Source organism: Arthrobacter sp. NPDC093139, assembly GCF_044754165.1.
In the GTDB taxonomy this organism is placed as follows: Bacteria; Actinomycetota; Actinomycetes; order Actinomycetales; family Micrococcaceae; genus Arthrobacter.
Map to the genome: position 1 here is coordinate 110,156 of NZ_JBIVOO010000004.1, position 26,048 is coordinate 136,203.

The window sequence follows — 26,048 nt, forward strand, 5'->3', positions numbered from 1 at the left end:
GGCAGGCAGCACCAACTCTAGCCGCCGATCAATCCGGCCGCCGGTAGGCTGATGCGGTGAACAAAGTACCCAGCGGCGCCCGGGCATGGGCGGATGAGGCCGTCCGTAAAATCAATGCTGAGAACAACCGCTCGGCGGACACGCACCTTTATTCCGTGCCGCTGCCGGAGCACTGGGGTGTCCAGCTGTACCTCAAGGACGAATCCACGCACCGCTCCGGAAGCCTGAAGCACCGACTGGCCCGGTCCCTGTTCCTGTTCGGCCTGGTAAACGGCTGGATCACGGAAGGGACGACCATTGTGGAGGCGTCCAGCGGCAGCACCGCAGTCTCCGAGGCCTACTTCGCGCAGATGCTGGGGCTGCCGTTCATAGCCGTCATGACGCGCACCACCAGCCCCGAAAAGATTGAACTGATAGAGCAGTTCGGCGGCGCCTGCCTGCTGGTCGATCATGCCTCCGAGGTCTATGCGGCCGCGGCGGAGGTGGCAGCGACCAGCAACGGCCATTACATGGACCAGTTCACCTACGCCGAACGGGCCACAGACTGGCGGGGCAACAACAATATCGCCGAATCCATCTTCGGGCAGCTCGCGCTGGAAGAGCATCCTGTCCCCCGCTGGATCGTGGTGGGCGCCGGAACGGGCGGCACCAGCGCAACCATCGGCCGGTACCTCCGCTACCACCAGCATGACACGGGGCTGACAGTGGTGGATCCCGAGAACTCGGCGTTCTACCCGGGCTGGCGCAGCGGAGCCGCAGACTTCAGCACCGGCCGCCCCTCGCGGATCGAGGGCATCGGACGGCCACGGATGGAGCCCAGCTTCGTGCCGGCGGTGATCGACCGCATGATCCAGGTGCCCGACGCCGCGTCCGTCGCGGCCATGCGCCACCTCCACGGACTGGCAGGGCTCCACGCGGGGCCTTCCACGGGAACGAACCTCTGGGGAGTCTGGCAGTTGGTGGCGGAGATGATCGCCCAGGGGCAGCGCGGCAGCATTGTTTCGCTCATGTGCGACGGCGGCGATCGCTATGCGGGTAACTACTACAGCCCGGCGTGGCTTGCCGCGCAGGGGCTGGACCCTGGGCCGCATGAGCGAACCATCCGGGAGTTTTTCGATTCCGGGGTCTGGAACGCTTAGACGTCCACCGATTCCCGGGCGGAGAGATGGGTGAACTCCGTGCCGTATTTGGCACCCAGCCGCTTGACGTGGCCTTCCACGAGTTCCAGGCCCGTGCCGTTGAGCAGCGCGTCATGGACCGGAAACGCCCGCGGCGCGCGTACTCCAATGACGAAGTCCACCACCTCGCTGACCTTGTTCCACGGCGCATGAACCGGGACCAGGAGAGTCTTGACGCTGATGCCGTCCGGGATGATGAAGGAGTCACCGGGGTGGTACACGTTTTCATCCACGAGGTAGCCGATGTTGGCCACTATGGGAACGTGCGGATGAATCAGTGCATGCTGCCCGCCGAAGCTCCTGATCCCGAACCCGGCCGCGTCGAAGGACGTTCCGGGATCAACCGTGTGAACGCGGGACCCGGCATCGGGTGCTTCCTTTCGGAGATTCTCGGCCACACCGCCCGGTGCGAACAGCTCCAGCTCGCGGTTGTCCTTAAGCGCCGAGGTCACCACGGCCACATCGACGTGGTCAGGATGCTCGTGGGTGATGAGGACGGCGTGGGCGCCGTCGAGCGCTTCGGCGGATTCGGAATACCCTCCGGGATCGATGACCAGGACGTGTCCGTCTTTTTCCAGGCGGACACAGGCGTGCGTGAATTTGGTCAGCTTCATCCGGCCAGCCTAGGGAACCGGCCGATAAGTGTCCACGGGCCTCCGGCTGGTAATCTTGAACACGCAAGTATCCCTTAGCGAAGCGAGTCCATTCATGCCACACGGCGCCAGCGCTGAAGGCAGGCCGCTGACCCCTCTCGTTGCGGCTGGCGGGAAAGAGCAACGGGTCACGAAGCAACGACTGGCGGTAAGTGCCGCACTGGATGAGCTGCATGACTTCGTGAGTACCCAGGAGTTGTACCGGATCCTGCAGAACCAAGGGGTCTCGGTCTCCCTGGCCACCGCCTACCGTATCCTGCAGTCCCTTGCCGACGAAGGCCTCGTGGACGTGCTCCGCAACGGCGACGGCGAGGCCGTCTACCGCCGGTGTGCCGTCACCGAGCACCACCACCATCTCCTCTGCAGGAGCTGCGGCAAGGCCGTGGAAGTGGAAGCGCCTGCCGTGGAGACCTGGGCCGCCAAAACAGCCCAGGAGCACGGCTTCACCGAGATGGCCCACACCGTCGAGATCTACGGCCTCTGCCCCGCCTGCTCGGCGCGGAAGGCCGACACCAGGCAGAGCGACCAACAGGCTGATAAAAAGGCCGAATAACAGGGCGCCAGGCAGGGCGCTCAGCAGTTGGAAGAGTGCTTACCGGCTATCAGGCAGTCCGCAGGACCCTGCCGTTGAGCCCGCGTTTCGCGCGGACGCTGCCGATGACCCGGCACACGACGTAGATCACGAAAGACAGCGTTGTTACGTAGGGGCTGATGGGGATGCGGCCGCCCAAGGCGAGGAGGATGCCGCCTACTGTCGCGACCATGGCGAACACCACGCTGAGGATCACTACCAGCCGCGGTGAGGACGTCACACGCAGGGCAGCCGCCGCGGGCGTAATCAGCAGTGCCAGCACGAGAAGCGCCCCCACGATCTGGATCGAGAGCGCCACGCTCACGCCCAGAAGGACCATGAACACCAGGGCAAGCAAGCGGACGGGCACGCCGCGCGCCTCCGCCAGTTCAGGATCGACGCTCGCGAAGCTCAGCGGCCGCCAAATGGCGATCAGGCCCGCCATCACCACCATGGCGGTGCCGGCCAGGGCCTGCAGCTGGACCGTATCCACCGAGACAATCTGGCCGGTGAGCAGGCCGAACTTGTTCGCCGCCCGCCCTTCGTACAGGGAGAGGAACAGGATGCCCAGTCCCAGCCCGAAGGGCATGATTACGCCGATGATCGAATTCTTGTCGCGCGCCCTGACGCCCATGAACCCGAGCAGCAGCGCTGCCGCCACGGACCCGATCAGGGAGCCGAATACAACGTCGGCCCCGATGAGCAGCGCAAAGGCTGCCCCGGCGAACGAGAGCTCTGAGATGCCGTGGACGGCGAAGGCGAGGTCGCGCTTCATCACGAACGTGCCCACCAGGCCCCCGAGCAGGCCTAGTACTGCTCCGGCCCAGAGGGAGTTCTGGACGAGGACCAGCAGCTCGCCGTAGTTATCGAAGTTGAAGACCGACTGCAGAATGCTTTCCAGATCCATCAGACGCCATCCCCCGCCGCGGCGCGGGCATCGTCATGGTGGTGCGTCGTCGCATCCGGCAGCCCGACGACGACGATCCTTCCGTTCGCGTGGATCACGTCGACGTGGCTGTCGTACAGCTCCGACAGGACGTCGGTGGTCATCACCTCGTGGGGCGTCCCCACGCTGAACCGGCCGCCGGCGAGGTAAAGGATCCTGTCGACATAGTCGATGATCGGGTTGATTTCGTGGGTCACGAACACCACGGCGCTCTCTTGCTCGTGGCATTGGTCATTGATGAGCGCACTGACGGCCTGCTGGTGATGCAGGTCCAGTGAAAGGAGCGGCTCATCGCAGAGCAGCACTTTCGGGTCGGTGGCGAGGGCCTGCGCCACCCGCAGCCGTTGCTGCTCTCCCCCCGAGAGTTGCCCCACCGGGACCTTGGCATATTCGGCGGCCCCCACGAGCTCGAGCAGTTCATCGATCCGGCGGTCCGCCTTGGCGTTTCCGAGCCGGATCCCCCACCTGTGGCCGTCGACGCCCAGCCCCACCAGGTCCCTCGCCCGCATGGGCGTGTCCGGAGGAAAAGGCTTCTGCTGCGGGATATAGCCAATAAGGTGGCTCCCCCGTTCCACCGGATGCCCGCCGAGGGAAGCAGTGCCGGAGTGCAGTTCCTGAAGCCCGAGCAGCACTTTGAGGAAGCTGGTTTTTCCGCTCCCGTTAGGTCCCAGAACCGCGAAGAACTCCCCCGGGTGGATGTCCAGGTTCAGGTCTTCCCAGAGTGCCCGCCTGCCAAACTTCAAGGAAGCTTCCCGCAGGCTGATCACTGGATTCAACGTTTCTTCGTCTCCAAGGCTTTATCGATGTTCTGAACATTGTCCGTCATCCACTCCAGGTAGGTCTTGCCGTCGGGCAGGGTTTCGCTGAACTGCACGACGGGGACACCGGCTTTTTCGGCCGCATTTTTCAGGGCCTCCGTCTGCGGACCTTCGGTCTGTTCGTTGTAGGCGAGGAAGCTGACCTCCGGCGAAGCCGCAAGCCGGGTCGCGGCCCGCAGCACCGCCGGGGGCACATCGCTGCCCTCTTCGATGGCGGCCGTATATTCTTCCGGAGTGCGGTTTTCCAGGCCGGCCGCTTCCAGCAGATAGAGCGGGACAGGTTCCGTTACCGCGACGCGGGAGGCGCCGTGGGCAGCCTTGACCGCGGCGAGCTTGCCCTCAAGGTCGCTCAGCCGCGACTTGAAGGCAGCGGCATTCGCTGTGAATTCTGCTGACGAAGCGGGCGCGAGCGTTGCGAGCCTGGTGGCGACGGCATCGGCCAGCCGCCCCATGGCCGGCACGCTGTACCAGACGTGTTCATTGAACTCGCCGTGCTCGTGTGCGTGGCTGTCTTTGCTGCTTTCCGAGTGACCGCCGGCTTCCTCCGGCGCGAGGCCCGATACTTCCACGGCACTGACAATGTTCTCGTGCGGGATCTTGCTGTCGTCCGCCATCTTGTGGATGAAATCGTCGTAGCCGCCGCCATTCTCCACGATGAGGTCCGCCTTGGAGATTGCAAGCCTGTCCTGGGCGTTGGCCTCATACGAGTGCGGGTCCTGGCTCGATTTCGTGATGATGGCCTTGACGTCCACCTTGCCGCCGCCGATGGCCTTGACGATGTCGCCGTACACATCCGTAGACGTGACAACGGAGACGCCATCCTCAGCCGGCGCCGAGGAGTTGGGCGAGGATGCTGCCGGGGAGCCGCAGGCTGTCAGCATCAGGCCGGCACAGGCTACGGCTGCGGTCAGGGAAGTACGGAGAACACGTCGGGTACGGCGCAAGGGAAAACCTCGGTTCTGGGTATGGCTTTGCGGGATCTGCAATTGCCCAAGTCTAGCCCCTAAATGGGAATGATTCCTATTTAGGGGAGACCGAGGGCAACTACCGCTCCTGCTATTCACCATCGGGCTGCCCCAGACGGCGTATGCCCTTAGCTTGGGTGGCGTCACGGATCTCGCCCACCAGTTGCTCGATGACGTCCTCCAGGAAGAGCACCCCCTCAGTCTGGCCGTCGGGACCGATCACGCGCGCCAGATGCGAACCCGTACGCTGCATGACGGACATGGCGGTCTCAATCTCCGCGTCGCGCGGGAGGTTGGCCAGCGACCGGATCCGGCTTTCGGCAATGGGGTGCTGATAGCCGGATTCAGGAATCGAGAGCACATCCTTGATGTGCAGGTAACCGGACAGCATGTCGTCTTCGTCCACCATCGGGAACCGCGAAAACCCCGTACGGCTCACCGCCTTCTCAAACTCGCACGGCGTCGCCGAGGTCTTCAGCATGACCAGGCGCTCCAGGGGAACCATGACATCCGCGGCAGTATATTCCGAAAACTCGAGTGCGCCGGTAATGAGGCCGGCATCATCATCCACGAGTCCATGACGGGTTGACTCCTGCACGATGGACTGGACTTCCTCCAAGGTAAAAGAGGAGTTGACCTCGTCCCTGGGCTGGATCCGCATCAGCTTGAGGATGTGGTTTGCCGACCAGTTCAGCGTAACGATCACAGGGTTCACTATCCGGGCGATGAACATGAGCGGCGGGGCCAGGAGCAGGGCGGCTTTATCGGCCACGGAGACAGAAATATTCTTCGGCACCATCTCCCCGAACGTCACGTGCAGGAATGTCACCGCCATCAGCGCCACGCCAAAGGCGGCGACGTCGGCAAGCTCCTTGGGCACGCCGAGCGCTTCCAGTGGAACAGCCAGCAGGTGGTGGATGGCCGGTTCCGCCACCAGCAGGATCAGCAGGGAGCAGACCGTGATGCCGAGCTGCGCACAGGCCAGCATCAGCGAGACGTTCTCCATGGCCCGCAGGGTTGTGTGGGCACGCATGGAGCCGGCGTCAGCCCGCGGCTCGATCTGGCTGCGCCGTGCAGACATCACCGCAAACTCGGCCGCCACGAAGAAAGCGTTGCCGAACAGCAGCAGGACCAGCCAGAGAATTCCAACCCAGTCGCTCATGCCGCTCCGCCGTTCCTTGACGAGCTGTGCCTGGACGAACCATTCCTGACCGAGCCCCTGCGGGAATGGCCGGTCTCCGCGGACACGTCGACGGCGGAGCCCCCGCTGGGCTCGCGGTCCGGTTTGAAGCAGATGCGGTCGATCCGGCGGCCGTCCATGCGGGTTACGCTGAGGGTGCCACCGCCCACCGTGACCGTATCCCCCACTGAGGCTATGCGGCCAAGCTCGCTCATGACGTAGCCGCCCACCGTTTCATAGGCTGCTTCGTCCGGAACACTGAGCCCGGGAATCTGTTCAGACAGTTCATCCGGCCGCATCAGGCCGGGGAAGTACCAGTCTCCCGAGGCGCTTTGCAGCAGACCCGGCCGAACCTTGTCATGCTCGTCAGCCACTTCCCCCACAATTTCCTCGACGAGATCCTCCAAGGTGGCGATGCCCGCAGTTCCGCCGTACTCGTCCAGCACCACCGCAAGCTGCAGGTTGCCTTCCTTCAGCTCTGCCAGCAGGGCGTCGAGGTGGATGGTCTCCGGGACGCGGAGAACGTCTGTCATGATCGCGCCGGCCTCCAGGTTCTGCCGGCGTTCGGAGGGCACCGCAATGGCTTTCTTCACGTGCACCAGTCCGCGGATGTCGTCTGCAGAATCGCCGATGACCGGAAAGCGCGAGTATCCGGTGCGGCGTGCGGCGTCGACGATATCCGAGACGGGCTGGTCGGCGTCGATGGTTTCGACGCGGATGCGGGGGGTCATCACATCGGCGGCCGTCCGGCCCGAGAAGTTCAAGGTCCTGGCCACAAAGTTTGCGGTACCCGGATCCAAGGTCCCCATGGCCGCCGACCTGCGGACCAGGGAGGCAAGCTCCGCGGGTGTCCGCGCCCCTGAAATCTCCTCTTTCGCTTCAAGTCCGAAGACATGCAGCACCCTGTTGGAGAATCCGTTAAGGAGAAGGATGGCCGGCTTGAAGATGGCGGTAAACATCAGCTGTGGCCGCGCCAATGCCCGGCCGATGCGGAACGACAGGGCGATCGCCATGTTCTTCGGAACAAGTTCGCCAAGCACCATGGAAAGCAGCGTGGCGATCACCATGGCGAGTACAAGCGAGACAGATTTGGCCACCGCTTCCGGGAGGCCCAGCACCGCCAGCGGCGCATGCAGCAGCGCCCCGACCGACGGTTCCATCACATAGCCCGTCAAGAGGGTGGTCATGGTGATGCCGAGCTGGCAGCTGGACAGCTGCGTGGACAGCGATTTCAGGCATTTAAGGAGCGGGACTGCCGCGGCGTCGCCGTCGTCCACGGCGCGCTGCACCGTGGGCTGGTCAAGGGCTATGAGAGAGAATTCGACGGCGACGAAGAAACCGGTGCCGAAAATCAGCAGGAAACCCGCTGCGAGAAGAAGCCACTCCATTTAGCAGCCTGCCTGGGCCGGCACGGCGCTGCGGCTCCGGGAGCAGGGGCGGCATACAGGGCGCTTCGAACGGCCAGGCGGAGGATGGTCGGCCGAGGCCTGCGCTGCTTTCAGGGAGGTCCCGGCGAAGTGCAGCGACTGACTTTGACGGGATCGTGAACGGGGTTTGCCGGCACTGCGGGCGGGCTGTGCGGGAGTGCTGATGTTGCTCCGCTGACAGCCCCCAGGCCGGCACCTAGATTTACTGTCCATAAGAATTGCAGTCTACAGGAGCACAGGCGGGCTCGGCGGTGCCAACGGCCCCCAGCCCGGCCCGCTTGCGGGATTCCGGAACAGCGTCCACGGCCACTGCCAACGCACAGTTTCGGCCGGATTTTTGCCGGACCCACGCCACAAATCAGCGGCAACATGATTTGGGTCACGCTTATTGGCGGTTAACCATCGAACGTAACTAGACTGGCAGAGGTCTGGGTTCATAGGACACAGAAACTGGTTCGATTGTTGTGCCGTGGCACCTTGGCAACCAGAGGGAATTCAAACTCATGGAAGAGGCGTATTTCAAGTGCCAGAGCAGCCTAGCCACCGTCTACCAGAGGAATTTGGCGGAAATGAGTGGCTCGTTGACGAACTGTACGAGCGTTACCAGCAGGACAAGAATACGGTCGATGCAAAATGGTGGCCCCTGTTCGAATCTTTTGACAGCAGCAACGGCCCGACGTCCAACGGCGCCCCCGGCGCGGCAGTGCCGCCGGCCCACCCAGCTACGCGCGAAATGCCGGTTGTAGCGCCCCCGGCTCCGGCCAAGGCCCCGGCTTCCGCAACTCCTGCTCCGCAAGCACCTGCAGCCGCGCCGGCAACGTCGCCGGCCGCACCTGCGAAGAAGGCCCCGGCCACGGTGGCCCGCGACGGCGCCAAGAAGGCCGAGGCGGGCACCGGCGCCCAGCCCATTCCGGCACAGCTCCCCAAGAACGTGAAGGCGCCCACCGCGCCGGAGGAAGACGTTGTCTCCGTCCTTCGCGGTCCCGCCAAGGCCATTGCAACCAACATGGTCACCAGCCTCGAGGTGCCCACCGCCACGTCCGTCCGGGCGATTCCGGCCAAGCTGCTGATCGACAACCGCGTCGTCATCAACTCCAACCTGGCCCGGGCCCGCGGCGGCAAGGTCTCATTCACGCACCTGATCGGTTACGCAGTCATCCGGGCGCTCTCCCAGTTCCCCTCGATGAATGTGTACTACGACGAGGTGGACGGCAAGCCCGTCGCCGTCCAGCCGGCCCACGTGAACTTCGGCATCGCCATCGACATGCCGAAGCCTGACGGCACACGCCTGCTGATGGTGCCGAACATCAAGAAGGCTGAGACCCTCAACTTCTCGGAGTTCTGGCACACCTACGAGGACCTCATCAAGCGCGCCCGCAACGGCAAGCTGACCGCCGAGGACCATCAGGGCACTACGGTCTCGCTGACCAACCCGGGCGGCATCGGCACCGTTCACTCTGTTCCCCGCCTGTCCAAGGGCCAGGCCGCCATCATCGGCGTCGGCGCCCTTGACTACCCTGCCGAATTCCAGGGTGCCAGCGAGAAGATCATTGCGCACAACGCCATCAGCAAGGTCCTCACGCTGACGTCCACCTACGACCACCGGGTCATCCAGGGCGCAGGCAGCGGCGAGTTCCTGAAGCTGGTCCACCAGCTCCTCCTCGGTGCCCAGAACTTCTACGACGACATTTTTGAATCCCTGCGCATCCCCTACGAGCCGGTGCGCTGGAGCCCTGACCTCCAGGTGGATCCGTCGGACCAGATCAACAAGGTTGCCCGGATCCAGCAGCTGATCCACTCCTACCGCGTCCGCGGTCACCTCATGGCGGACACCGATCCGCTTGAGTACGTCCAGCGCAAGCACCCGGATCTCGACGTCCTCACCTACGGCCTCACGCTGTGGGACCTGGACCGCGAATGGCCCACGGGCGGATTCGGCGGCAAGCCGCAGCTGACATTCCGCGAGATCCTCGGCGTGCTCCGCGACGCGTACTGCCGCACCACGGGCATCGAGTACATGCACATCCAGGAGCCTGCCGAGCGCAAGTGGTTCCAGGACCAGCTGGAGCACCCGTACTCCAAGCCGAGCCGTGAAGAGCAGCTGCGCATCGTTTCCAAGCTCAACGCCGCAGAGGCCTTCGAGACGTTCCTGCAGACCAAGTTCGTCGGCCAGAAGCGCTTCTCCCTCGAGGGCGGCGAGTCGCTGATTCCGCTGCTTGACGCCATCATCTCCGATGCGGCCGACGACGGGCTGGACGAGGTTGCCATCGGCATGGCCCACCGCGGCCGGCTCAACGTGCTCACCAACATCGCCGGCAAGACCTATGCTCAGGTCTTCCGCGAGTTCGAGGGCACCCAGGATCCCCGCTCGGTGCAGGGTTCGGGCGACGTCAAGTACCACCTGGGCACCGAGGGCACGTTCACGTCGGACAGCGGCAACGAGACGAAGGTCTACCTGGCCGCCAACCCGTCCCACCTGGAGGCCGTGGACTCCGTGCTGGAAGGCATCGTCCGCGCCAAGCAGGACCGTCTTGACCAGGGCGAGGCCTTCCCCGTGCTGCCCATCATGGTCCACGGTGACGCAGCGTTCGCGGGCCAGGGAGTCGTGGCTGAGACGCTCAACCTCTCCCAGCTGCGTGGCTACCGCACCGGCGGAACCATCCACGTCGTGGTAAACAACCAGGTTGGCTTCACCACGGCCCCGTCCTCGTCCCGCTCCTCCACCTACTCCACGGACGTCGCCAAGATGATCCAGGCACCGGTGTTCCACGTGAATGGCGACGATCCCGAGGCTGTGGTCCGCATCGGCCAGCTCGCCTACGAGTTCCGCCAGAAGTTCCACAAGGATGTTGTCATCGACATGGTCTGCTACCGGCGGCGTGGCCACAACGAGGGTGACGACCCCTCGATGACCCAGCCGCTGATGTACAACCTCATCGAAGCCAAGCGTTCGGTCCGCAAGCTCTACACCGAATCACTGATTGGCCGCGGTGACATTACCGAGGAAGAGGCAGAGCAGCTGCTTCGCGACTACCAGGAGCGGCTCGAGCGGGTCTTCGCCGAAACCCATGCGGCGCAGACTTCTCCGATCCCGATCATCACGGCGGATTCCGCCGCTGTGTCGGACATCGAGCGGCCCCAGGCCCAGCAGTCGGACTTCGGCACGAACGCCCCTGCGTCCACGGCTATTTCGGCCGACACGCTGGCCCGGATCGGCAAGGCACACCTGGAAATCCCGGAGGGCTTCACTGTCCACGCGAAGCTCAAGCAGCTGCTCGAGAAGCGCGAGCAGATGTCCCGTGAAGGCGGCATCGACTGGGGTTTCGGCGAGATCGCTGCCTTCGGTTCGCTCATCATGGAGGGCGTGCCCGTACGGCTCGCCGGCCAGGACTCGCGCCGCGGCACCTTCGTTCAGCGCCACGCCGTCTTCCACGACCGCGCCAACGGCAACGAGTGGCTGCCTTTGGGCAACCTCTCCGACAACCAGGCCAAGCTGTGGATCTATGACTCCCTGCTGTCCGAATACGCGGCCATGGGCTTCGAATACGGCTACTCCGTGGAGCGGCCCGATGCCCTGGTGCTCTGGGAAGCGCAGTTCGGTGACTTCGTCAACGGTGCGCAGACCATCATCGACGAGTTCATCTCGTCCGCCGAGCAGAAGTGGGGCCAGCGCTCATCACTGGTGCTGATGCTTCCGCATGGCTACGAGGGCCAGGGCCCGGACCACTCCTCCGCCCGCATCGAGCGCTTCCTGCAGCTGTGCGCCGAGGAAAACATGATCGTGGCCAACCCGACGACAGCCGCCTCGCACTTCCACCTGCTGCGCCGCCAGGCCTACAGCCGTCCGCGCAAGCCGCTCATAATCTTCACCCCGAAGCAGCTGCTGCGCCTCAAGGCTGCCGCGTCGGCCGTGGAGGACTTCACCACCGGCGGCTTCCAGCCGGTCATCGGCGAGCATGAGCAGCTGCAGGCGGACGCCGTCGAACGCGTCCTCCTCGTCTCCGGCCGCCTGTACTACGACCTGCTCTCCACCCGGCAGAAGACGGACGACAAGACGACCGCCATTGTCCGTGTGGAGCAGCTCTACCCGCTGCCGCACGCGGAAATCGAAGCGGAACTGGCCAAGTACCCCAACGCCGAGGTCGTCTGGGCGCAGGACGAGCCCGCGAACCAGGGTCCGTGGCCGTTTATGGGCCTGAACCTGCCGCAGGCACTGGACCGCAAGATCCGTCTGGTCTCGCGCCCGGCGTCGGCATCCACGGCCGCCGGTTCCATGAAGCGGCACGCTGCCGAGCAGGATACGCTCCTGAAGCAGGCATTCGCGCGCAAGTAGCAGTTCAGCTGCCCGGCCGGACGGTGACATACCGTTCCAGCCGGGCAGTTCTGTTTAATCGGCATGAGTTAATGGACACAGCCGGGGAAGCCCGAACAGTATCCGGATCAGGCCGTCGAGCAGGGGTGCCCGGCACTCAGGGCAAGCCCTCAATATAAGTGAAGAGGTAGTAGTGGAAGACAGGAAGCTGCGCATCGCAGCTGTTGGAGATGAACTGCTGGCCGGCCTCGGGGATCCCCGGGCGCTGGGCTGGCTGGGCCGCGTCCTGGCCCGCACTCCACAGGACGGCATGATTGTTGAGAGCTACGCCCTCCCCTGCCCGCAGGAAGGCACCGAGGGCCTGGCGGCCCGCTGGCTGGAGGAAGCCGGCCGCCGGTTCAGTGACCTGCATGAGAACCGCCTGGTCATTGGCCTGTCGGGGCGCGATGTGGAGTTCGGCCTGTCCACTGCCCGGAGCAGGCTGAATCTGGCCAACATCCTTGATTCCGCAACCCAGAAGCGGCTTGAGGTTTTCGTCGTGGGACCGCCGCCCACCCTGGACCCTGCCCAAAACCGCCGGCTTGGAGAACTCAACACCGCGTTCTCGGATGTCACCACCCGGCGCAAGCATCTCTACGTGGACACCTTCACGCCGCTGCTCAACCATGAACAGTGGCGCCAGGACCTGGCCGCAAACGGCGGCACTCCCGGTCAGGCCGGTTACGGCCTGATGGCCTGGCTTGTTCTCCACCGGGGCTGGTTCCAGTGGCTGCGAGTGGACACTCCGGACTAAGGAGCCTCCACTTGCGATATATCTTGATCGCGGCACCGGACGGATGTATGGTTGCCGCATAATCACGATATATCGCAACTGGAGGAGTCATGGCAGACAGTTCCTGGACCGTCACCGGCCCGCAAACCATCGACGTCGACGGCGTCTCGTCGCTGAAGCTCGGTATTGTCCGCGGCCGGTTCGACATCGTCACCCATGCGGAAAACGTGGCCCGGATTGAGGTGTCGGACGTTCACGGTGACCCACTGGCAGTGTCGGTGACAAATGGCCGGCTGGAGGTCAGGCACCAGCTGCATGGCCCGCAGGGCTGGTTCAAGAACCTGATGGGCGCCGTCAACAACAGCAGCGACAACTCAGTGGTGGTCAGCATCGCCCTGCCCGCCGGCGTCGACGTCGAGGCCGGAACCGTCAGCGGCGACGGACTGGTTTCGGGGATTAGCGGCCACACCAGGCTCAATACCGTCTCGGGCTCCGTTATGTCGGACGGCACGGCCGGTGACCTCCACGTCAACACAGTCAGCGGCGAAGTCATAGCCCGGAACCACCGGGGCGTGCTGACGGCGAAGAGCGTCTCGGGCGAGGTTACGGCGTCGGGCCGGTTCACCAACATCCGGGCCCACACCGTCAGCGGCGACATGAGCTTTGACCTCCAGGACTTCACCCACGATTTCGGGGCCAACTCGGTTTCCGGCAACCTCACGATTCGGCTTCCGCACGACGTCGGCGTCGACATCGTGGCCAAATCGGCCAGCGGGGCGGTAGTGATCGACAACCAAAATTACGTCCTGCCCGGAGGCACTGTACAGACCATCACCGGTCCCGATACGAAACTGATGCTGGTTCGGACCAACTCGGTATCCGGGAAGACGTCCATCTTCCACAGCCCGGCTCCGGCGGATGCAGAAACGGGGCTCTGATGCCACCCGTCTTTGCCCACGGGGCTCTGCGACTCTATCTGCTCGCCCTCCTGGAATCCGGCCCCAAGCACGGCTATGAACTGATCAAGGCGCTCAGCGAGCGGTTTGCCGGCACATACTCCCCAAGCGCCGGCACCATCTATCCGCGGCTGGGAAAGCTGGAGGAAGAGGGACTGGTGGCCACGCAGTCGGAGGGCAGGCGCACCAACTATCGCATCACAGCTGCCGGCCTGGCCGAGCTCAACAGCCGGAGGGACGAGCTCGCGGGCGTGGAAAAGGACATTTCGGCCTCGGTACGCAGGCTGGCGGACGACCTCCGCGCTGACATCCGCAGTAATATGCGCGGCCTCCGGGCAGATCTGGCCGCCTCCGCGGAAGCCGCCCGGTCGACAGCTACGCTGGCCGGAGCCCGCGCGTCCGCCGCATCCCGTAACTCACCCGATGCCCAGCGAATGCTCATGGAAGCGGAAATGCTGCTTCAGTCCTTCAGGGACGACCTGCGCGTGGAACTCCGCACGCAGGCAGTCACCCAGCCCATCACACCGGTGACGCTCGAAACTGTCAGGACGGTCCTCGACCAGGCACGTATCTCGATCCGGAATTCCCTCAAGGAATAAGCTTCCCCGGCGCCCCGTCCCATAATGCCGCCGGTTCGCGGCCCGTCCCCTGATGTGGGAGACTTGAGGGCAGCTCTTTCGAGTACCGATATTAAGGAGGCCAGCTATGAGCAAGCGTGCACGTAAACGTCGTGACCGTAAGCGTGGCGGCGCTAACCACGGGAAGCGCCCCAACACCTAAGCCACGGCTTGAACCGAAGCTTAAACGCAGTGCCCCCGCAACCTGACGGTTGCGGGGGCACTTTGTTTAAGAGATTGGGGACCGGGCCTGCGTCAGGCGTCCACTGGCCGGATGTTGTGGATTCTGTCCAGGATCGCGTTTTTCAGGTTCGCCGGAGCGGCTTCGGTGCACGACCGTTTGACCATGTTGCGGATGACGCACTCAAGGTCATACTGCTCTGTGCATTCCGGACACTCATCAAGATGATGCTTGATCTCCGCAATGTCACTGCGGGTCAGGGCACCATCCAGATACTCGTAGATACGTTGCATCCGGGCGTCGTCGCAATCGCCCAATCCCTGGCAGTCGCTCATTTCCTGTTCTCCTGTTTGTTGCTTTCTGCTGCTGCATTGGGGTCGGCAGCAGCTTTGAATCCCCGTTCGGCGGCGTAGTCAGCCAGCATGTCGCGCAACATCTTTCGGCCGCGGTGGAGCCGCGACATGACAGTGCCGATGGGAGTGTTCATAATGTCTGAGATTTCCTTGTAAGCGAAGCCCTCTACGTCCGCGAAGTAGACGGCCAGCCGGAACTCCTCTGGGATCTCCTGCAGCGCGCGCTTGACATCCGAGTCGGGTAGGTGGTCCAGGGCCTCAGCCTCCGCAGAACGGAGCCCGCTCGACGTGTGCGACTCGGCCCGGGCGAGCTGCCAGTCCTCGATGGTGTCCGAATTGGACTGCAGCGGCTCACGCTGACGCTTCCGGTAAAGATTGATGTACGTGTTGGTCAGGATCCGGTACAGCCATGCCTTCAAATTGGTGCCCGGCTTGTACTGGTGGAACGCAGAAAAGGCCTTGGTGTAGGCCTCCTGTACGAGGTCCTCCGCGTCGGACGGGTTTCGTGCCATCCGCATCGCAGCCGAGTACAGCTGATCCACATACTGCATGGCGTCGCGCTCAAACCGGACCCGGCGTTCTTCCGGGCTTTCGGCGGCGACATCAATTTCCTCCGCCGGCGCCGCGGCCTGCGGAGTGCTGATGTCCTCTGCGTCGTTTCCGGCGTCCTCTTGCGTGGCCTCTACGGCCGGATCCACGGTGCTCATTGCCTTCAAGTCTACTGTCACCCGCCGGACCGGACCGGAGCCGCTTCCGGAAAGGGATCCGGCGCCATAGGAAACAGCGGCTGATTCCCCCTGCGACATGCCGAACTCACGCACCTCAAAGTCGGCCACGTCGATCGGTCCCCGCAAACCCACAGCGTCTTTCACCAAAGTCAAAGCTCCATCTCCACTTCACGCGTTCTGCATGGCCGGCGCAATCCTGCGGTCTTGACTCCGCAGCCGTTCCGGCACTGCGAAGCCGTTCCACTGCCGCGGTGCGGTTTCACATTCCGCCGTACAGGGCTGCCCGGAGGGCACCCAGCCATGCTTTCATCCCGGGAACAGCCTGGGACTGTCGTCCCGGCCATTTCGGACCTGCACAGCACAACGGTGTCCGGCGGGCAAATATTCCGCAAAAGTGCAAGACTAGAACCGACTCCGCCGCAGTCACCGCGGCTCGTCCATCCAGGAGGAAATTCATGTCCTTAGTCCGTTTTCTCGCCCGCCCTATGCTGGCTTCAAGTTTCGTCCTCGCCGGCGTGGACAAGCTCAGGAATGCGGACGACACTGTGGAACAGTTGTCCCCCCTGCTGCGGCGTGCTGCCGATGCACTTCCCTTCCAGACCAGCGAGGCTGTCCTGGCCCGGGTCATCGGCGGAACCCAGGTAGGCGCAGGCCTCCTGTTCGCGACGGGCAAGGCTGCCCGGTTGTCGGCCGGCCTCCTGGCAGTCATCTCAGCCCTGAACGCGTTCGTTGAATGGCGCAGCGCTGATATCAGCAGCAAGGAAGGCCGTGACGCCCGCCGTACCCAGCTGCTCAAGAACGTCACCCTGACCGGCGGCGTGCTGCTGGCCTCCGTGGACACCGCCGGCAAGCCGAGCCTGGCCTGGCGCGCCGAGCACCTCGCCGCTGATGCCCGGAAGACCGCGAGCCACCTGGCCTCGGACGCGCGCAAGACCACCGGGAAGAAGCTGCACAAGGCCGACAAAGCCGTCCGCAGGGCAGTCGACCATGCAGTGGGGGCATAGGCAGGAATGACTGGATCCATCACGGACCCGGCCGCCGGCCACACCGGCGAAGCTGAGCTTTGGCCCGCACCCTTTGCGGAGCGGCCCGTTGACGCCACAGTGCGTGTACCCGGTTCGAAGTCACTGACCAACCGGTATCTCGTCCTCGCAGCCCTGGCGGACGGGCCATCCCGCCTGCGGGCGCCGCTGCACTCACGGGACTCCGCCCTGATGATCGGGGCGCTGCGCCAATTGGGCGCTGACATCCGTGAGGTGCCGGGCGACAGCCCCTTCGGTCCGGACCTCGAAGTGACGCCCATCCCGTCAGGTTCCGGCGCAGTGGACGCCGTCATCGACTGCGGCCTTGCCGGCACGGTCATGCGCTTCGTCCCGCCCATGGCGGCACTGCGCAAGGGTGTATCCGTTTTCGACGGCGACCCGCACGCGCGCGAACGCCCCATGGGCGCCATCATCGACGCGCTGGCGGCGCTTGGTGTCACCATCCGCGGCGAAGCCGGCGAAACGCCGTCGTCACTGCCCTTCCGGGTTGAGGGGACGGGAGAGGTCAGGGGTGGCCACCTGGTGATCGACGCGAGCGCGTCGTCGCAGTTCGTTTCCGCGCTGCTGCTGGTCGGTGCACGTTTCATCGAGGGCCTGCACCTGGAACACTCGGGCGACTCCGTGCCGAGCCTGGACCACATCAACATGACCGTGGCTGTGCTGCGCGGGGTGGGCGTGGAGGTGGACGACTCAACACCGAACCACTGGATTGTTAGTCCGGGCCCGATCCGCGCCTTTGACGAACGCATCGAACAGGACCTCTCCAATGCCGGGCCCTTCCTCGCGGCAGCCGTCGCGTCGGGCGGCACCGTGCGCATTCCGGACTGGCCTGCACCCACCACCCAGGTCGGTGACCTGTGGCGGAGCATCCTTCCGAAGATGGGTGCCACCGTGACGCTGGAAGCCGGAACGCTGACCGTCACAGGCGGCAGCGAGATCCGCGGCGCGGACTTCGCCGACACCAGCGAGCTCGCCCCTACCGTCGCGGCGCTCTGCGCCCTGGCCACCGGCCCCTCCCGGCTCAGCGGCATCGCGCACCTTCGGGGACACGAAACGGACCGCCTGGCCGCGCTGGCGGCGGAAATCAACGGCCTTGGCGGCGACGTCCAGGAGACAGACGACGGACTGGTGATCCGGCCAGCAAAGCTCCACGGCGGCGTGGTCCGCAGCTACGCTGACCACCGGATGGCCACAGCGGGCGCCATCCTCGGACTGGCTGTCAGGGGCGTCGAGGTCCAGGACATCGGCACCACCGCCAAAACCATGCCGGACTTCCCGCAACTGTGGGCGGACATGATCGCGCAAGGCACCCACAGCGGGCAGGGCAACGCCGCAGGGACCACCGGTGGCACGCAGCACTGAGTCCTGGGACGAATCCGACGTCCGCATCCGGCCCAACAAGAAAGGCTCCCGGCCCCGCACCAAGGACCGGCCCAGCCATGACGACGCCGTGACGGGACGCATCATCACCGTTGATCGCGGCCGCTACACAGCGGTGGTCGGCGAGGACTCCGGCGACGAACGCACCGTCATTGCCGCCCGGGCCCGCGAGCTCCGCCGCTCCCCCGTGGTGGCGGGGGACTTCGTGTCTCTCGTGGGAGATGTGTCCGGAGCTCCGGACACACTGGCCCGGCTCGTGAAGATCCAGGACCGGAAGACGCTGCTGCGCCGCAGCGCCGACGACACTGACCCGGTTGAACGGGCGGTTGTGGCCAACGCGGACCAGCTGGTGGTTGTTGTGGCGGCAGCTAACCCTGAGCCCCGGACCGGTTTCATCGACCGTGCGCTGGTGGCCGCCTACGACGCCGGCATCGAGCCGCTGCTGCTCGTCACCAAGGCCGACGTCAAGGACCCCTCGGAACTCCTGGACAACTACCGGCACCTCGATTTCCCGGTCATCATCAGCCGCACCGCCGACTCGGCGGCCTCCGGCATCGACGCCCGCTCCGACGACGGACTGTCCGCCCGCCTCGACATAAATGCCGTCTCCGAACTGCGCGCCCACCTGGACGGCAAGGTCACGGTCATGCTGGGCCACTCCGGCGTTGGCAAATCCACCATGGTGAACGCGCTGACCGGCGCGGAACGTGCCACCGGAGGCGTCAACGCCGTCACGGGACGCGGCAGACACACGTCGTCGTCGGCCCTCGCGCTGAAACTTGCCGACGCTCCCTCCGGGAGCTGGATCATTGACACCCCGGGCATCCGTTCGTTCGGCCTTGCCCATGTGGATCCGGACCGGATCCTGCATTCGTTCCCCGACCTGGAGCCCGGCACGGAGGCCTGCGAGCGGGGCTGCAAGCATGACGCCTCCGCCGTGAACTGCGGCGTGGACGCCTGGGTAGAGGCCGGCAATGCAGGACCCTCCGGGCCCGCCCGCCTTGCCTCCCTGCGCCGGCTGCTGGGCACCGATCCGCGCATGGAAGCCCAGGAAACAAAGGAACTCGGAAGCCTCAGCTGAGCCGCACGGCACCTCCGGCGGTGGGGACATCCCCGCCCCGCCGGTCCTTTGACGGTAGTTTGGAACCATGACCCAACCCGCTTCGAGCTATAACGACGACCTGCGCCTGGCCCATGTACTGGCGGATTCCGTGGACGACCAGACCATGAGCCGGTTCAAGGCGCTTGATCTTCAGATCGAAACCAAGCCTGACCTGACACCGGTGACGGATGCCGACAAAGCCGCCGAGGAATCCATCCGCGGGCAGCTGTCCCGTTCCCGCCCCCGCGATGCCGTCCTCGGCGAGGAGTTCGGCAGTTCCGGCCACGGCTCCCGGCGCTGGATCATTGACCCCATCGACGGAACCAAGAACTTCGTCCGCGGAGTCCCGGTCTGGGCCACGCTGATCGCGCTCGTTGATGAAGGTGAGCCCGTGGTGGGCCTGGTCAGTGCGCCCGCACTCGGAAAGCGCTGGTGGGCGGCCAAGGGCGCCGGCGCCTATATGGGCCGTTCGCTGGCCGCTGCCACCCGACTCAGAGTCTCCAACGTCTCGAAGCTCTCGGACGCATCGCTGTCCTACTCCAGCCTCGGCGGCTGGAAGGAGCGGGGAAACCTGGATGAGTTCCTTGCCCTCACTGAGGACGTGTGGCGCACCCGTGCTTTCGGGGATTTCTGGTCCTACTGCATGGTGGCGGAAGGCTGCGTTGACATTGCCTGTGAACCCGAACTGAACCTGTACGACATGGCTGCCCTGGTGCCCATCGTCACGGAGGCGGGCGGCCGTTTCACCTCCCTCGAGGGAACCGACGGCCCCTTCGGCGGCAACGCCCTGGCCACCAACTCGATCCTTCATTCCGAGGTTCTCAAGCGCCTCAACCCGCAGTTGGACGATCTGCTGTAGTTCGGCCCAGCGCGCTTTCAGGGAATATTCGACGTCGGACTCCGCCCTCAGGGTGGAGTCCGACGTCGTATGTTCGGCCAGCTGCCCGAATTTCGGACGGCTGTAACAAACGGCTTAACAATTGCATCCGCTTTTTGATCGGCGGGCCGGTGTTCTAGGCTTTTCTACAGGTCACGAGTGCCAGCGTAAAACCCCGGTTTGCTGGCCGGCAACCCTCCATTCGCGGTGGGGTGCCCCGGGTGACGACCAGGCCGGTCCGGAACGGACACGGCAAGCGCGGATCCCCGTCACAAGGGGTCCTTTCACAGCGAGGTCCCATGACTACTGCAACCTTCTCCTCCAACACCGGCGCCGGCCTGCTCGATGATCGGTTTGCCGCTGCCGGACGGCCGCTGGCGGCAGTGACCGGCGCTGAGATCCAGGCCCCGCTCATCCAGGGCGGCCACGTGCGCTACGCCAACCTCGACTATGGCGCGTCGGCGCCTGCACTCTCCGTAGTCTCCGCCTACCTCAACGAGATCCTGCCGTTCTACGCCAGCGTGCACCGCGGGGCCGGCTACGCCTCGCAGATCAGCACCTCTGTCTACGAAAATGCCCGGAACATCGTCCGCGAGTTCGTCGGCGGCCGCCCGGACGACTCCGTAATCTTCACGCGGAACACCACGGATTCGCTGAACCTGCTGGCCGGCTGCCTCCCCGTGGAGGACCACGGCCACACCGGGGAAGTCCTGTACCTGGACATCGAGCACCACGCCAACCTGCTGCCGTGGCAGGGTGTGCCCCACCGCAGTGTGGTGGCGTCCGAGACCCTTGAGGGCACCATCGACAGCCTTCGGGCTGAACTCGAGCAGGGTGACATCAGCCTCCTTGCCGTGACCGGCGCCTCAAACGTCACCGGTGAGATCCTGCCGATCCGCCGCCTCGCCGCCCTGGCGCACGAATTCGGCGCCCGGATCGTGGTGGACGCGGCGCAGCTCGCGCCGCACCGCCGCATCAGCATCGCCGCGGACGACGTCGACTACCTCGCCTTCTCCGGCCACAAGCTGTACGCGCCTTTCGGCTCCGGCGTCCTGGTGGGGCGCACCGACTGGCTCGACGCCGGATCACCGCACCTTGCCGGGGGCGGCGCGGTCAGTGAAGCCCGGCTCGACGGCGTCAGCTGGACCACCGGCCCCGCGCGGCACGAAGGCGGCTCGCCCAACGTCCTGGGCGCAGCCACCCTCGCCCGGGCGGCCCAGGTGATCGCCGCCCTGGACCAGGAGCAATGGCACACACACGAGGCCGCCATCCGCTCCTTCCTCGTCGAAGGCCTGCAGAAGATCGACGGCGTCACTGTCCACCACATCTTCTCGGACACTAACCCCGACACTGACACCATTGGCGTGGTCAACTTTTCGGTGGAGGGATACGACGCCGGACTGGTGGCTGCCTACCTGTCTGCCGAGCACGGCGTCGGGCTGCGCGACGGCCGCTTCTGCGCCCACCCGCTCCTCAAGCGCCTGGGCCTGCCCTCGGGTTCCCTGCGCGCCAGCTTCGGCGTCGGGTCACGGCTTGAGGACGTCCAGCGCCTCCTCGCCGGCATCGAGGAGCTGCGCCGCAGCGGCCTCGGCTGGGACTACGTGGTGGACTCCGGGCGCTGGGTTCCGTCCAACGACACCCGCACGTACCCGCATTGGGCTCCGAACACACCCGGCACCGCAGGCGCTGCGCCGTGCACCCTCGACTGAGCGGCACCCTGGACTGAGCGGCACCCTCGACTGAGCGGCGCCCGGGACTGACGGCCGCCAGACGGCGCAGTCACAAATGCGGTAAATTCGAAGGGTCAAATTTTTACCCTGCCCGAAGGAGACGGCGCGTGGCACGCGGTGGCCCTAAACTCGACCACGGGCGGCGCCAGGAGCTCGGTCAAAGCTTCCAGGACGGCGGCGAGCACTACCACCGTGTTCGGCCCGGCTACCCGGCTGAGTCAGCGGATTGGCTGGTGCCTTCCGGCGCACGGACGGCGGCCGATATCGGCGCAGGAACCGGCAAGTACACGGAGCTGCTCGTGGCACGCGGCCTGGCTGTTAGCGCGGTTGACCCCTCCCCGGACATGCTTGAGCAGCTCCGCAACTCCTACCCTGAGGTGGAGGCGGTGGAGGGAACCGCGGAGGACACAGGACTTCCCGTATCGGCGTTCGACGTCGTCACTGTGGCGCAGGCATGGCACTGGTGCGACCCCCTGCGTGCCAGCACCGAGATCGCCAGGATCCTGCGGCCCGGCGGCATACTTGGCCTGATCTGGAACCAGCTGGACACATCCGTGCCCTGGGTCCACAGGCTCTCGCGCATCATGCACGCCGGCGACGTGCACAAGCCGCACTTCCGGCCCCCGCTGGGTCCGGAATTCGCAGGGCTGGAAAGCCACCTCACCCGCTGGGAAGACCCGGTCACCACTGCCGACGTCGTTGCGCTGGCGAAGTCGCGCAGCTACTACCTCAAAGCCAATGCGGCCAGCCGGGCAAGGGTCACCGCAAACCTGGACTGGTACCTCCACGAGCATCTGGGGCATACCGAAGGCGAGCTGCTGCGCCTTCCCTACCTCACTCAGACGTGGCGGGCTGTCAGGGCATGATGTCGTCCGTGCAGCGGGTAGGCTTGGATCCGTGAAGACCAGTACGCCATCCTCCTCGATCGAGGACTACGTCAAGGTCATCTACTCTTTCACTGAGTGGCAGGACAAGCCGATTACGTCAACCCAGCTGGCACAGCGCCTTGGCGTGGCGAATTCGTCGGTCTCGGAGATGGTGCGCAAACTCAAAGACCAGGGGCTGGTGCTGCACAAGCCGTACAGCGCTATCACGCTGACCCCGGAGGGAGTGCGCCTCGCCCTGGCTATGGTGCGGCGGCACCGGCTCATCGAGACCTACCTCGTCCAGGATCTCGGGTACAGCTGGGATGAAGTGCATGACGAAGCCGAACTCCTCGAGCATGCGGTGTCCGATACCTTCATCGAGCGGATGGCCGCCAAGCTCGGCAACCCGTCGCGGGATCCCCACGGTGATCCCATACCCTCCGCGGACGGCACCGTGCAGGTACCGCTTGCCCACCGCATGAGTGAACTCGACGAGGGACACACCGGCCGGATCACCCGCATCAGCGACGAGAATCCGGAACTGCTGCGCTACCTCGCCTCCGAGAAGATCAACCTGGATGCCGACGTCGAAGTCAGGGGCCGCCGGCCGTTCGGCGGCGCGCTCGTAGTGCGCATCGGCCCGCCGGGACCGGGAGCAATCCGCGAGGTTGACCTTGCGGATGAAGTCGCCTCCGCCCTGTGGGTGCACAGCGACGACGTGCACCCGGGATGCCGGATGGCCGGCGCCCGATGAGCACCCACTCCCTCGCCGGAGACCCGGTGGCGGACGCTTCCGCATGAAGACCCGGGCCGCCGCAAGTCAGCGCGCGGCGACGGGCACCGGCCGCCACGGCTGGAGGGTCTGGGCCGCCGTCGCTGCGGGAGGACTGGCGGGCACCGAGCTGCGCTACGGGCTCGGCGTGCTGTTTCCTGAGCAGTTCGGCACGGTGCCGTGGACCACTCTGGGTATCAATGTCGCCGGAAGTTTTGTCCTTGGCATGCTCACGACCATCTGGATTGCCCGGCCGCAGACTGCCTTCTGGCTCCGTGCCGGCATAGGTCCGGGACTGCTCGGATCCTTCACCACTTTCTCGGCACTCGTCGCAGCGGTGGACCAGTTGGCACGCGGCGGGCTTCACACAGTGTGGCTTGCCTATCTTGCACTCTCTGTACTGCTGGGACTTGGCGCCGCGGCGGCCGGCTGGAAGGCCGGCAAGGCAATCGCCGGGAACGGTGGCCATCCGTGACCGCTGCCCTCGCTGTGCCCCTTCTGGTGGGGATCTTCGGCACCGCCGGTGCCCTCATACGGTTTACGGTGGACGGCTGGCTGGCGGGCCGTCCATCACGCCGCCGCCACTGGCCTTGGGCCACGTTGCTGGTCAATATCGCGGGGTCCTTCGTCATCGGAGTATCCCTTGGCCTGAGCAGCAGGCTCGGGGCTGAATGGCATGCGGCGCTGGCCACTGGTCTGGCCGGCGGACTGACGACTTTCAGTTCCTGGACCACTGCCACGGTCCGGCTGGTCAGCGAAGGCCGTCATGCCGCCGCAGCCCTGAACATCGGCAGCAACCTGCTGGCCGGTCTCGCGGCGGCCGCAGCGGGAATTGCGCTCGCTGGCGGGTAGGCCCCGCAGGTCGTGGCGCTTACCGTATCGTGGACTGTGATGATAAGCAGACGCGATGCGGCAATTGCCCTTGATGTACCACTGGAAATGGCCCAGCGCCACGGCATTCCCAGCCGGATGACCGAGGCCGAGCTGGCCGAAATTCTCGACAATCCCCCACAGTGGCTGCTCCAGTCCAGGGCAAACCGGACGGGGAAACGTCCGGTCTGGGTGCATCTGCGTTGCGATGTGTGCGGTTACACCGAGGCCGCCAGGCCAAAGAAATGGTGGCCCGAGTTCACGTACGTCAGCTGTAACCATCACAGTCCGGCTGATATCCCGGCGCCCGCCCCCGGGTGCGTGAGGAGCGAGTTCGACGGCGTGGGCAGCCGTTTCGTGGGAATCTCCGACGTTCAGGTGTAAGCCTCAGGCTTCAACCTCCACCGCCCTCTACGGGGCATTACATTCGGCATGAAACAGGCGTAATTTTACGTAGGAGGGGCTCACTCCTGCCCCTCGTACGAGGGAGCACGCCATGCCGGACAAGTCGCCACACACGCATCAGCAGAAAAAAGCGGGCAAGACCATCAAGCAAAAACGCGCGGACAAGAAAGCGAAGGGGCCCATTGAGGGTCCCCCGGATCCTGTTGCGCACCTGAAGAAACGGTCATAGCCGACCATCATGCAATAAAAGAGCGGGACCGGATTCCGGTCCCGCTCTTTTGCGTCCTAGCCTGTTTCGGCCATTTCCGCCGGCACTGCTGTTATCTCCAGCTCGTGGCCGTCACGGAGGACCACGAGAGTCATGGGTGCGCCGATGGCGTCGGCAAAGAGGAGCTTCTGGAGGCTTTCGGCGTTACTCACCGGACGGGTGGATGCCCGCAGCAGCACGTCCCCGACCCTAAGGCCGGCTTTCTCTGCAGGGGAACCCGGCAACACTTCGACGACCCGCAGGCCCTCGCGCTGCCCGGTGCGGACTACCTCATTGGGGCCGAGCCTGATGGGGGTGCTGACAACGCCAAGGTATGCGCGGCGCACCCGTCCATCCGCCAGGAGGGCGGAGATAATCCGGCGGGTGGTCTTGTTGATCGGTACGGCAAGTCCCAGCCCGGCGCCGGCAACCGCAGTATTGATTCCGACGATCCTGCTGCGGGCATCCGCCAATGCACCACCGGAACTGCCGGCGTTGAGGGCGGCGTCGGTCTGGATGACGTCCTCAATGACGCGACGGTTACGGCCGGCCCAGACGGGAATCGCGCGGCCCAGACCGCTGACCACCCCCGCGGTCACAGAGCCCGCGAGGCCGAGGGGATTACCCACAGCGACAACCAGCTGCCCCACGCGCAAGGATTCCGCATCCCCGAATTCTGCCGGTGCAACCCGCGGCGCACGGCCGCGGACCACGGCAAGGTCGGACAGGGGGTCCGCTCCTACCATCTCAAGATCGGTACCGGAGCCGTCGGCGAAGACGGCGCGGCCCTTCTGGGTCCCGGCCACAACATGGGCGTTAGTCAGCAGGTATCCGTCCTCGGTGAAGAGCACGGCGGAACCGGCTCCCACGCGGAAGCGACCGCTGCGCCGGGTTCCCGTCATTTCGATGGCCGCGACATGCGGGGTGACGGTACTGGCGACCCGGATCACCGTTTCGGAGTAAGAATCCAGGGCGTCGTCGCCCCTTTCAGGACCTGATGCCCTTGCCGGCGCCGTGGACATGGCGCGCCTCCCTTGCAGGTAGCTCTTGAGGATTAAGTGCTACCTGTCACAACTCCCCCGGCCGCCGGGCTAGTCCC

At 65.1% G+C, this 26,048-nt stretch carries 26 protein-coding genes and 1 riboswitch; of the genes, 17 read left to right on the forward strand and 9 right to left on the reverse strand.

Features of this window, described 5'->3' with window-relative positions; genetic code table 11:
- Positions 1-56: 56 nt before the first annotated feature.
- Positions 57-1,139: a PLP-dependent cysteine synthase family protein gene (locus tag ACIP90_RS08395; RefSeq protein ID WP_400578484.1), complete on the forward strand. Its 1,083-nt coding sequence runs from the start codon at positions 57-59 to the stop codon at positions 1,137-1,139.
- On the opposite strand, the gene ACIP90_RS08400 is transcribed toward ACIP90_RS08395, so the two are convergent.
- Positions 1,136-1,792 (reverse strand): MBL fold metallo-hydrolase, encoded by a 657-nt coding sequence (locus tag ACIP90_RS08400; protein ID WP_400578486.1) that lies wholly within the window; start codon positions 1,790-1,792, stop codon positions 1,136-1,138. The genes ACIP90_RS08395 and ACIP90_RS08400 overlap by 4 nt on opposite strands.
- Before the next feature lie 94 nt (positions 1,793-1,886).
- Between ACIP90_RS08400 and ACIP90_RS08405 the strand changes: the two genes are divergently transcribed.
- The gene (locus tag ACIP90_RS08405; protein WP_400578488.1) at positions 1,887-2,384 is read left to right on the forward strand and encodes a Fur family transcriptional regulator; all 498 of its coding nucleotides are present in this window, start codon (positions 1,887-1,889) and stop codon (positions 2,382-2,384) included.
- Positions 2,385-2,433: 49 nt separating this feature from the next.
- Here ACIP90_RS08405 and ACIP90_RS08410 read toward each other — a convergent pair whose 3' ends face one another.
- From ACIP90_RS08410 to ACIP90_RS08430, 5 genes are all read right to left on the reverse strand, one after another.
- Positions 2,434-3,309 (reverse strand): metal ABC transporter permease, encoded by an 876-nt coding sequence (locus tag ACIP90_RS08410; protein WP_400578490.1) that lies wholly within the window; start codon positions 3,307-3,309, stop codon positions 2,434-2,436.
- Positions 3,309-4,124, reverse strand: coding sequence for a metal ABC transporter ATP-binding protein (locus ACIP90_RS08415; RefSeq protein ID WP_400578492.1), 816 nt, complete (start codon positions 4,122-4,124; stop codon positions 3,309-3,311). The genes ACIP90_RS08410 and ACIP90_RS08415 overlap by 1 nt, the downstream gene beginning before the upstream one ends.
- Positions 4,121-5,047, reverse strand: a complete 927-nt coding sequence (locus ACIP90_RS08420) for a metal ABC transporter solute-binding protein, Zn/Mn family (protein WP_400578494.1) — start codon at positions 5,045-5,047, stop codon at positions 4,121-4,123. The genes ACIP90_RS08415 and ACIP90_RS08420 overlap by 4 nt, the downstream gene beginning before the upstream one ends.
- Positions 5,048-5,222: 175 nt before the next feature.
- The gene (locus ACIP90_RS08425) at positions 5,223-6,293 is read right to left on the reverse strand and encodes a hemolysin family protein (RefSeq protein WP_400578496.1); all 1,071 of its coding nucleotides are present in this window, start codon (positions 6,291-6,293) and stop codon (positions 5,223-5,225) included.
- A complete protein-coding gene (locus ACIP90_RS08430) occupies positions 6,290-7,699 on the reverse strand; it encodes a hemolysin family protein (RefSeq protein WP_400578498.1) in 1,410 nt (469 codons plus the stop codon). Before ACIP90_RS08430 ends, ACIP90_RS08425 begins: the two co-directional genes overlap by 4 nt.
- A gap of 562 nt (positions 7,700-8,261) precedes the next feature.
- Here ACIP90_RS08430 and ACIP90_RS08435 point away from each other — a divergent pair.
- The 5 genes from ACIP90_RS08435 (at position 8,262) to ACIP90_RS08455 (ending at position 14,558) form a co-directional block, all read left to right on the forward strand.
- Entirely contained in the window at positions 8,262-12,071 is a 3,810-nt protein-coding gene (locus ACIP90_RS08435; RefSeq protein WP_400578500.1) for a multifunctional oxoglutarate decarboxylase/oxoglutarate dehydrogenase thiamine pyrophosphate-binding subunit/dihydrolipoyllysine-residue succinyltransferase subunit, read from the forward strand.
- A 172-nt stretch (positions 12,072-12,243) separates the two neighbouring features.
- Complete coding sequence (locus tag ACIP90_RS08440; RefSeq protein WP_400578502.1) at positions 12,244-12,843, forward strand: GDSL-type esterase/lipase family protein; 600 nt, start codon at positions 12,244-12,246, stop codon at positions 12,841-12,843.
- An 89-nt stretch (positions 12,844-12,932) separates the two neighbouring features.
- A complete protein-coding gene (locus ACIP90_RS08445; RefSeq protein WP_400578504.1) occupies positions 12,933-13,760 on the forward strand; it encodes a DUF4097 family beta strand repeat-containing protein in 828 nt (275 codons plus the stop codon).
- A complete protein-coding gene (locus ACIP90_RS08450; protein ID WP_400578506.1) occupies positions 13,760-14,377 on the forward strand; it encodes a PadR family transcriptional regulator in 618 nt (205 codons plus the stop codon). The genes ACIP90_RS08445 and ACIP90_RS08450 overlap by 1 nt, the downstream gene beginning before the upstream one ends.
- Before the next feature lie 106 nt (positions 14,378-14,483).
- On the forward strand, positions 14,484-14,558 hold the full coding sequence (locus tag ACIP90_RS08455; RefSeq protein WP_369299106.1) for a 50S ribosomal protein bL37: 75 nt from the start codon (positions 14,484-14,486) through the stop codon (positions 14,556-14,558).
- Between the two features lie 92 nt (positions 14,559-14,650).
- Here ACIP90_RS08455 and rsrA read toward each other — a convergent pair whose 3' ends face one another.
- Together rsrA and ACIP90_RS08465 are read right to left on the reverse strand one after the other, a co-directional pair.
- On the reverse strand, positions 14,651-14,911 hold the full coding sequence (gene rsrA, locus ACIP90_RS08460; protein ID WP_205655327.1) for a mycothiol system anti-sigma-R factor: 261 nt from the start codon (positions 14,909-14,911) through the stop codon (positions 14,651-14,653).
- A complete protein-coding gene (locus ACIP90_RS08465) occupies positions 14,908-15,810 on the reverse strand; it encodes a sigma-70 family RNA polymerase sigma factor (RefSeq protein WP_400578508.1) in 903 nt (300 codons plus the stop codon). Before ACIP90_RS08465 ends, rsrA begins: the two co-directional genes overlap by 4 nt.
- Before the next feature lie 302 nt (positions 15,811-16,112).
- Here ACIP90_RS08465 and ACIP90_RS08470 point away from each other — a divergent pair, with 302 nt between their 5' ends.
- The 10 genes from ACIP90_RS08470 to ACIP90_RS08515 all read left to right on the forward strand — a co-directional run bounded on the left by ACIP90_RS08470 (position 16,113) and on the right by ACIP90_RS08515 (position 24,681).
- A complete protein-coding gene (locus ACIP90_RS08470) occupies positions 16,113-16,661 on the forward strand; it encodes a DoxX family protein (protein ID WP_400578510.1) in 549 nt (182 codons plus the stop codon).
- A 6-nt stretch (positions 16,662-16,667) separates the two neighbouring features.
- On the forward strand, positions 16,668-18,062 hold the full coding sequence (gene aroA / locus ACIP90_RS08475; protein ID WP_400578512.1) for a 3-phosphoshikimate 1-carboxyvinyltransferase: 1,395 nt from the start codon (positions 16,668-16,670) through the stop codon (positions 18,060-18,062).
- The gene (locus ACIP90_RS08480; protein WP_400578514.1) at positions 18,046-19,161 is read left to right on the forward strand and encodes a ribosome small subunit-dependent GTPase A; all 1,116 of its coding nucleotides are present in this window, start codon (positions 18,046-18,048) and stop codon (positions 19,159-19,161) included. The genes aroA and ACIP90_RS08480 overlap by 17 nt, the downstream gene beginning before the upstream one ends.
- A gap of 67 nt (positions 19,162-19,228) precedes the next feature.
- Positions 19,229-20,041: a histidinol-phosphatase gene (gene hisN / locus ACIP90_RS08485; protein WP_400578516.1), complete on the forward strand. Its 813-nt coding sequence runs from the start codon at positions 19,229-19,231 to the stop codon at positions 20,039-20,041.
- A gap of 169 nt (positions 20,042-20,210) precedes the next feature.
- Positions 20,211-20,324: riboswitch (SAM riboswitch) on the forward strand.
- Positions 20,325-20,358: 34 nt separating this feature from the next.
- On the forward strand, positions 20,359-21,768 hold the full coding sequence (locus tag ACIP90_RS08490; RefSeq protein WP_400578518.1) for an aminotransferase class V-fold PLP-dependent enzyme: 1,410 nt from the start codon (positions 20,359-20,361) through the stop codon (positions 21,766-21,768).
- A gap of 128 nt (positions 21,769-21,896) precedes the next feature.
- On the forward strand, positions 21,897-22,655 hold the full coding sequence (locus ACIP90_RS08495; protein ID WP_400578520.1) for a class I SAM-dependent methyltransferase: 759 nt from the start codon (positions 21,897-21,899) through the stop codon (positions 22,653-22,655).
- Between the two features lie 31 nt (positions 22,656-22,686).
- The gene (locus tag ACIP90_RS08500) at positions 22,687-23,409 is read left to right on the forward strand and encodes a metal-dependent transcriptional regulator (RefSeq protein WP_400578522.1); all 723 of its coding nucleotides are present in this window, start codon (positions 22,687-22,689) and stop codon (positions 23,407-23,409) included.
- A 43-nt stretch (positions 23,410-23,452) separates the two neighbouring features.
- The gene (locus ACIP90_RS08505) at positions 23,453-23,902 is read left to right on the forward strand and encodes a fluoride efflux transporter FluC (RefSeq protein WP_400578523.1); all 450 of its coding nucleotides are present in this window, start codon (positions 23,453-23,455) and stop codon (positions 23,900-23,902) included.
- Positions 23,899-24,279 carry a fluoride efflux transporter FluC gene (locus ACIP90_RS08510; protein WP_400578525.1) on the forward strand — a complete coding sequence of 127 codons (381 nt, stop codon included), beginning with the start codon at positions 23,899-23,901 and terminating at the stop codon, positions 24,277-24,279. Before ACIP90_RS08505 ends, ACIP90_RS08510 begins: the two co-directional genes overlap by 4 nt.
- Before the next feature lie 39 nt (positions 24,280-24,318).
- On the forward strand, positions 24,319-24,681 hold the full coding sequence (locus ACIP90_RS08515; RefSeq protein WP_400578527.1) for a hypothetical protein: 363 nt from the start codon (positions 24,319-24,321) through the stop codon (positions 24,679-24,681).
- A gap of 306 nt (positions 24,682-24,987) precedes the next feature.
- Here the strand turns inward: ACIP90_RS08515 and ACIP90_RS08520 are convergent, their stop codons facing one another.
- The gene (locus ACIP90_RS08520; RefSeq protein WP_400578529.1) at positions 24,988-25,971 is read right to left on the reverse strand and encodes a S1C family serine protease; all 984 of its coding nucleotides are present in this window, start codon (positions 25,969-25,971) and stop codon (positions 24,988-24,990) included.
- Positions 25,972-26,048 lie beyond the last annotated feature (77 nt).

What these genes read in the sequence shown, in the direction of transcription:
- ACIP90_RS08470 (WP_400578510.1), top strand. Translation starts at nt 16,113, where the DNA reads ATGTCCTTAGTCCGTTTTCTCGCCCGCCCTATGCTGGCTTCAAGTTTC.
- ACIP90_RS08490 (WP_400578518.1), top strand. Translation starts at nt 20,359, where the DNA reads ATGACTACTGCAACCTTCTCCTCCAACACCGGCGCCGGCCTGCTCGAT.
- ACIP90_RS08400 (WP_400578486.1), bottom strand. Translation starts at nt 1,792, where the DNA reads ATGAAGCTGACCAAATTCACGCACGCCTGTGTCCGCCTGGAAAAAGAC.
- ACIP90_RS08405 (WP_400578488.1), top strand. Translation starts at nt 1,887, where the DNA reads ATGCCACACGGCGCCAGCGCTGAAGGCAGGCCGCTGACCCCTCTCGTT.
- ACIP90_RS08520 (WP_400578529.1), bottom strand. Translation starts at nt 25,971, where the DNA reads ATGTCCACGGCGCCGGCAAGGGCATCAGGTCCTGAAAGGGGCGACGAC.
- aroA (WP_400578512.1), top strand. Translation starts at nt 16,668, where the DNA reads ATGACTGGATCCATCACGGACCCGGCCGCCGGCCACACCGGCGAAGCT.
- ACIP90_RS08420 (WP_400578494.1), bottom strand. Translation starts at nt 5,047, where the DNA reads ATGCTGACAGCCTGCGGCTCCCCGGCAGCATCCTCGCCCAACTCCTCG.
- hisN (WP_400578516.1), top strand. Translation starts at nt 19,229, where the DNA reads ATGACCCAACCCGCTTCGAGCTATAACGACGACCTGCGCCTGGCCCAT.
- ACIP90_RS08410 (WP_400578490.1), bottom strand. Translation starts at nt 3,309, where the DNA reads ATGGATCTGGAAAGCATTCTGCAGTCGGTCTTCAACTTCGATAACTAC.
- rsrA (WP_205655327.1), bottom strand. Translation starts at nt 14,911, where the DNA reads ATGAGCGACTGCCAGGGATTGGGCGATTGCGACGACGCCCGGATGCAA.
- ACIP90_RS08445 (WP_400578504.1), top strand. Translation starts at nt 12,933, where the DNA reads ATGGCAGACAGTTCCTGGACCGTCACCGGCCCGCAAACCATCGACGTC.
- ACIP90_RS08430 (WP_400578498.1), bottom strand. Translation starts at nt 7,699, where the DNA reads ATGGAGTGGCTTCTTCTCGCAGCGGGTTTCCTGCTGATTTTCGGCACC.
- ACIP90_RS08425 (WP_400578496.1), bottom strand. Translation starts at nt 6,293, where the DNA reads ATGAGCGACTGGGTTGGAATTCTCTGGCTGGTCCTGCTGCTGTTCGGC.
- ACIP90_RS08450 (WP_400578506.1), top strand. Translation starts at nt 13,760, where the DNA reads ATGCCACCCGTCTTTGCCCACGGGGCTCTGCGACTCTATCTGCTCGCC.
- ACIP90_RS08505 (WP_400578523.1), top strand. Translation starts at nt 23,453, where the DNA reads ATGAAGACCCGGGCCGCCGCAAGTCAGCGCGCGGCGACGGGCACCGGC.
- ACIP90_RS08515 (WP_400578527.1), top strand. Translation starts at nt 24,319, where the DNA reads ATGATAAGCAGACGCGATGCGGCAATTGCCCTTGATGTACCACTGGAA.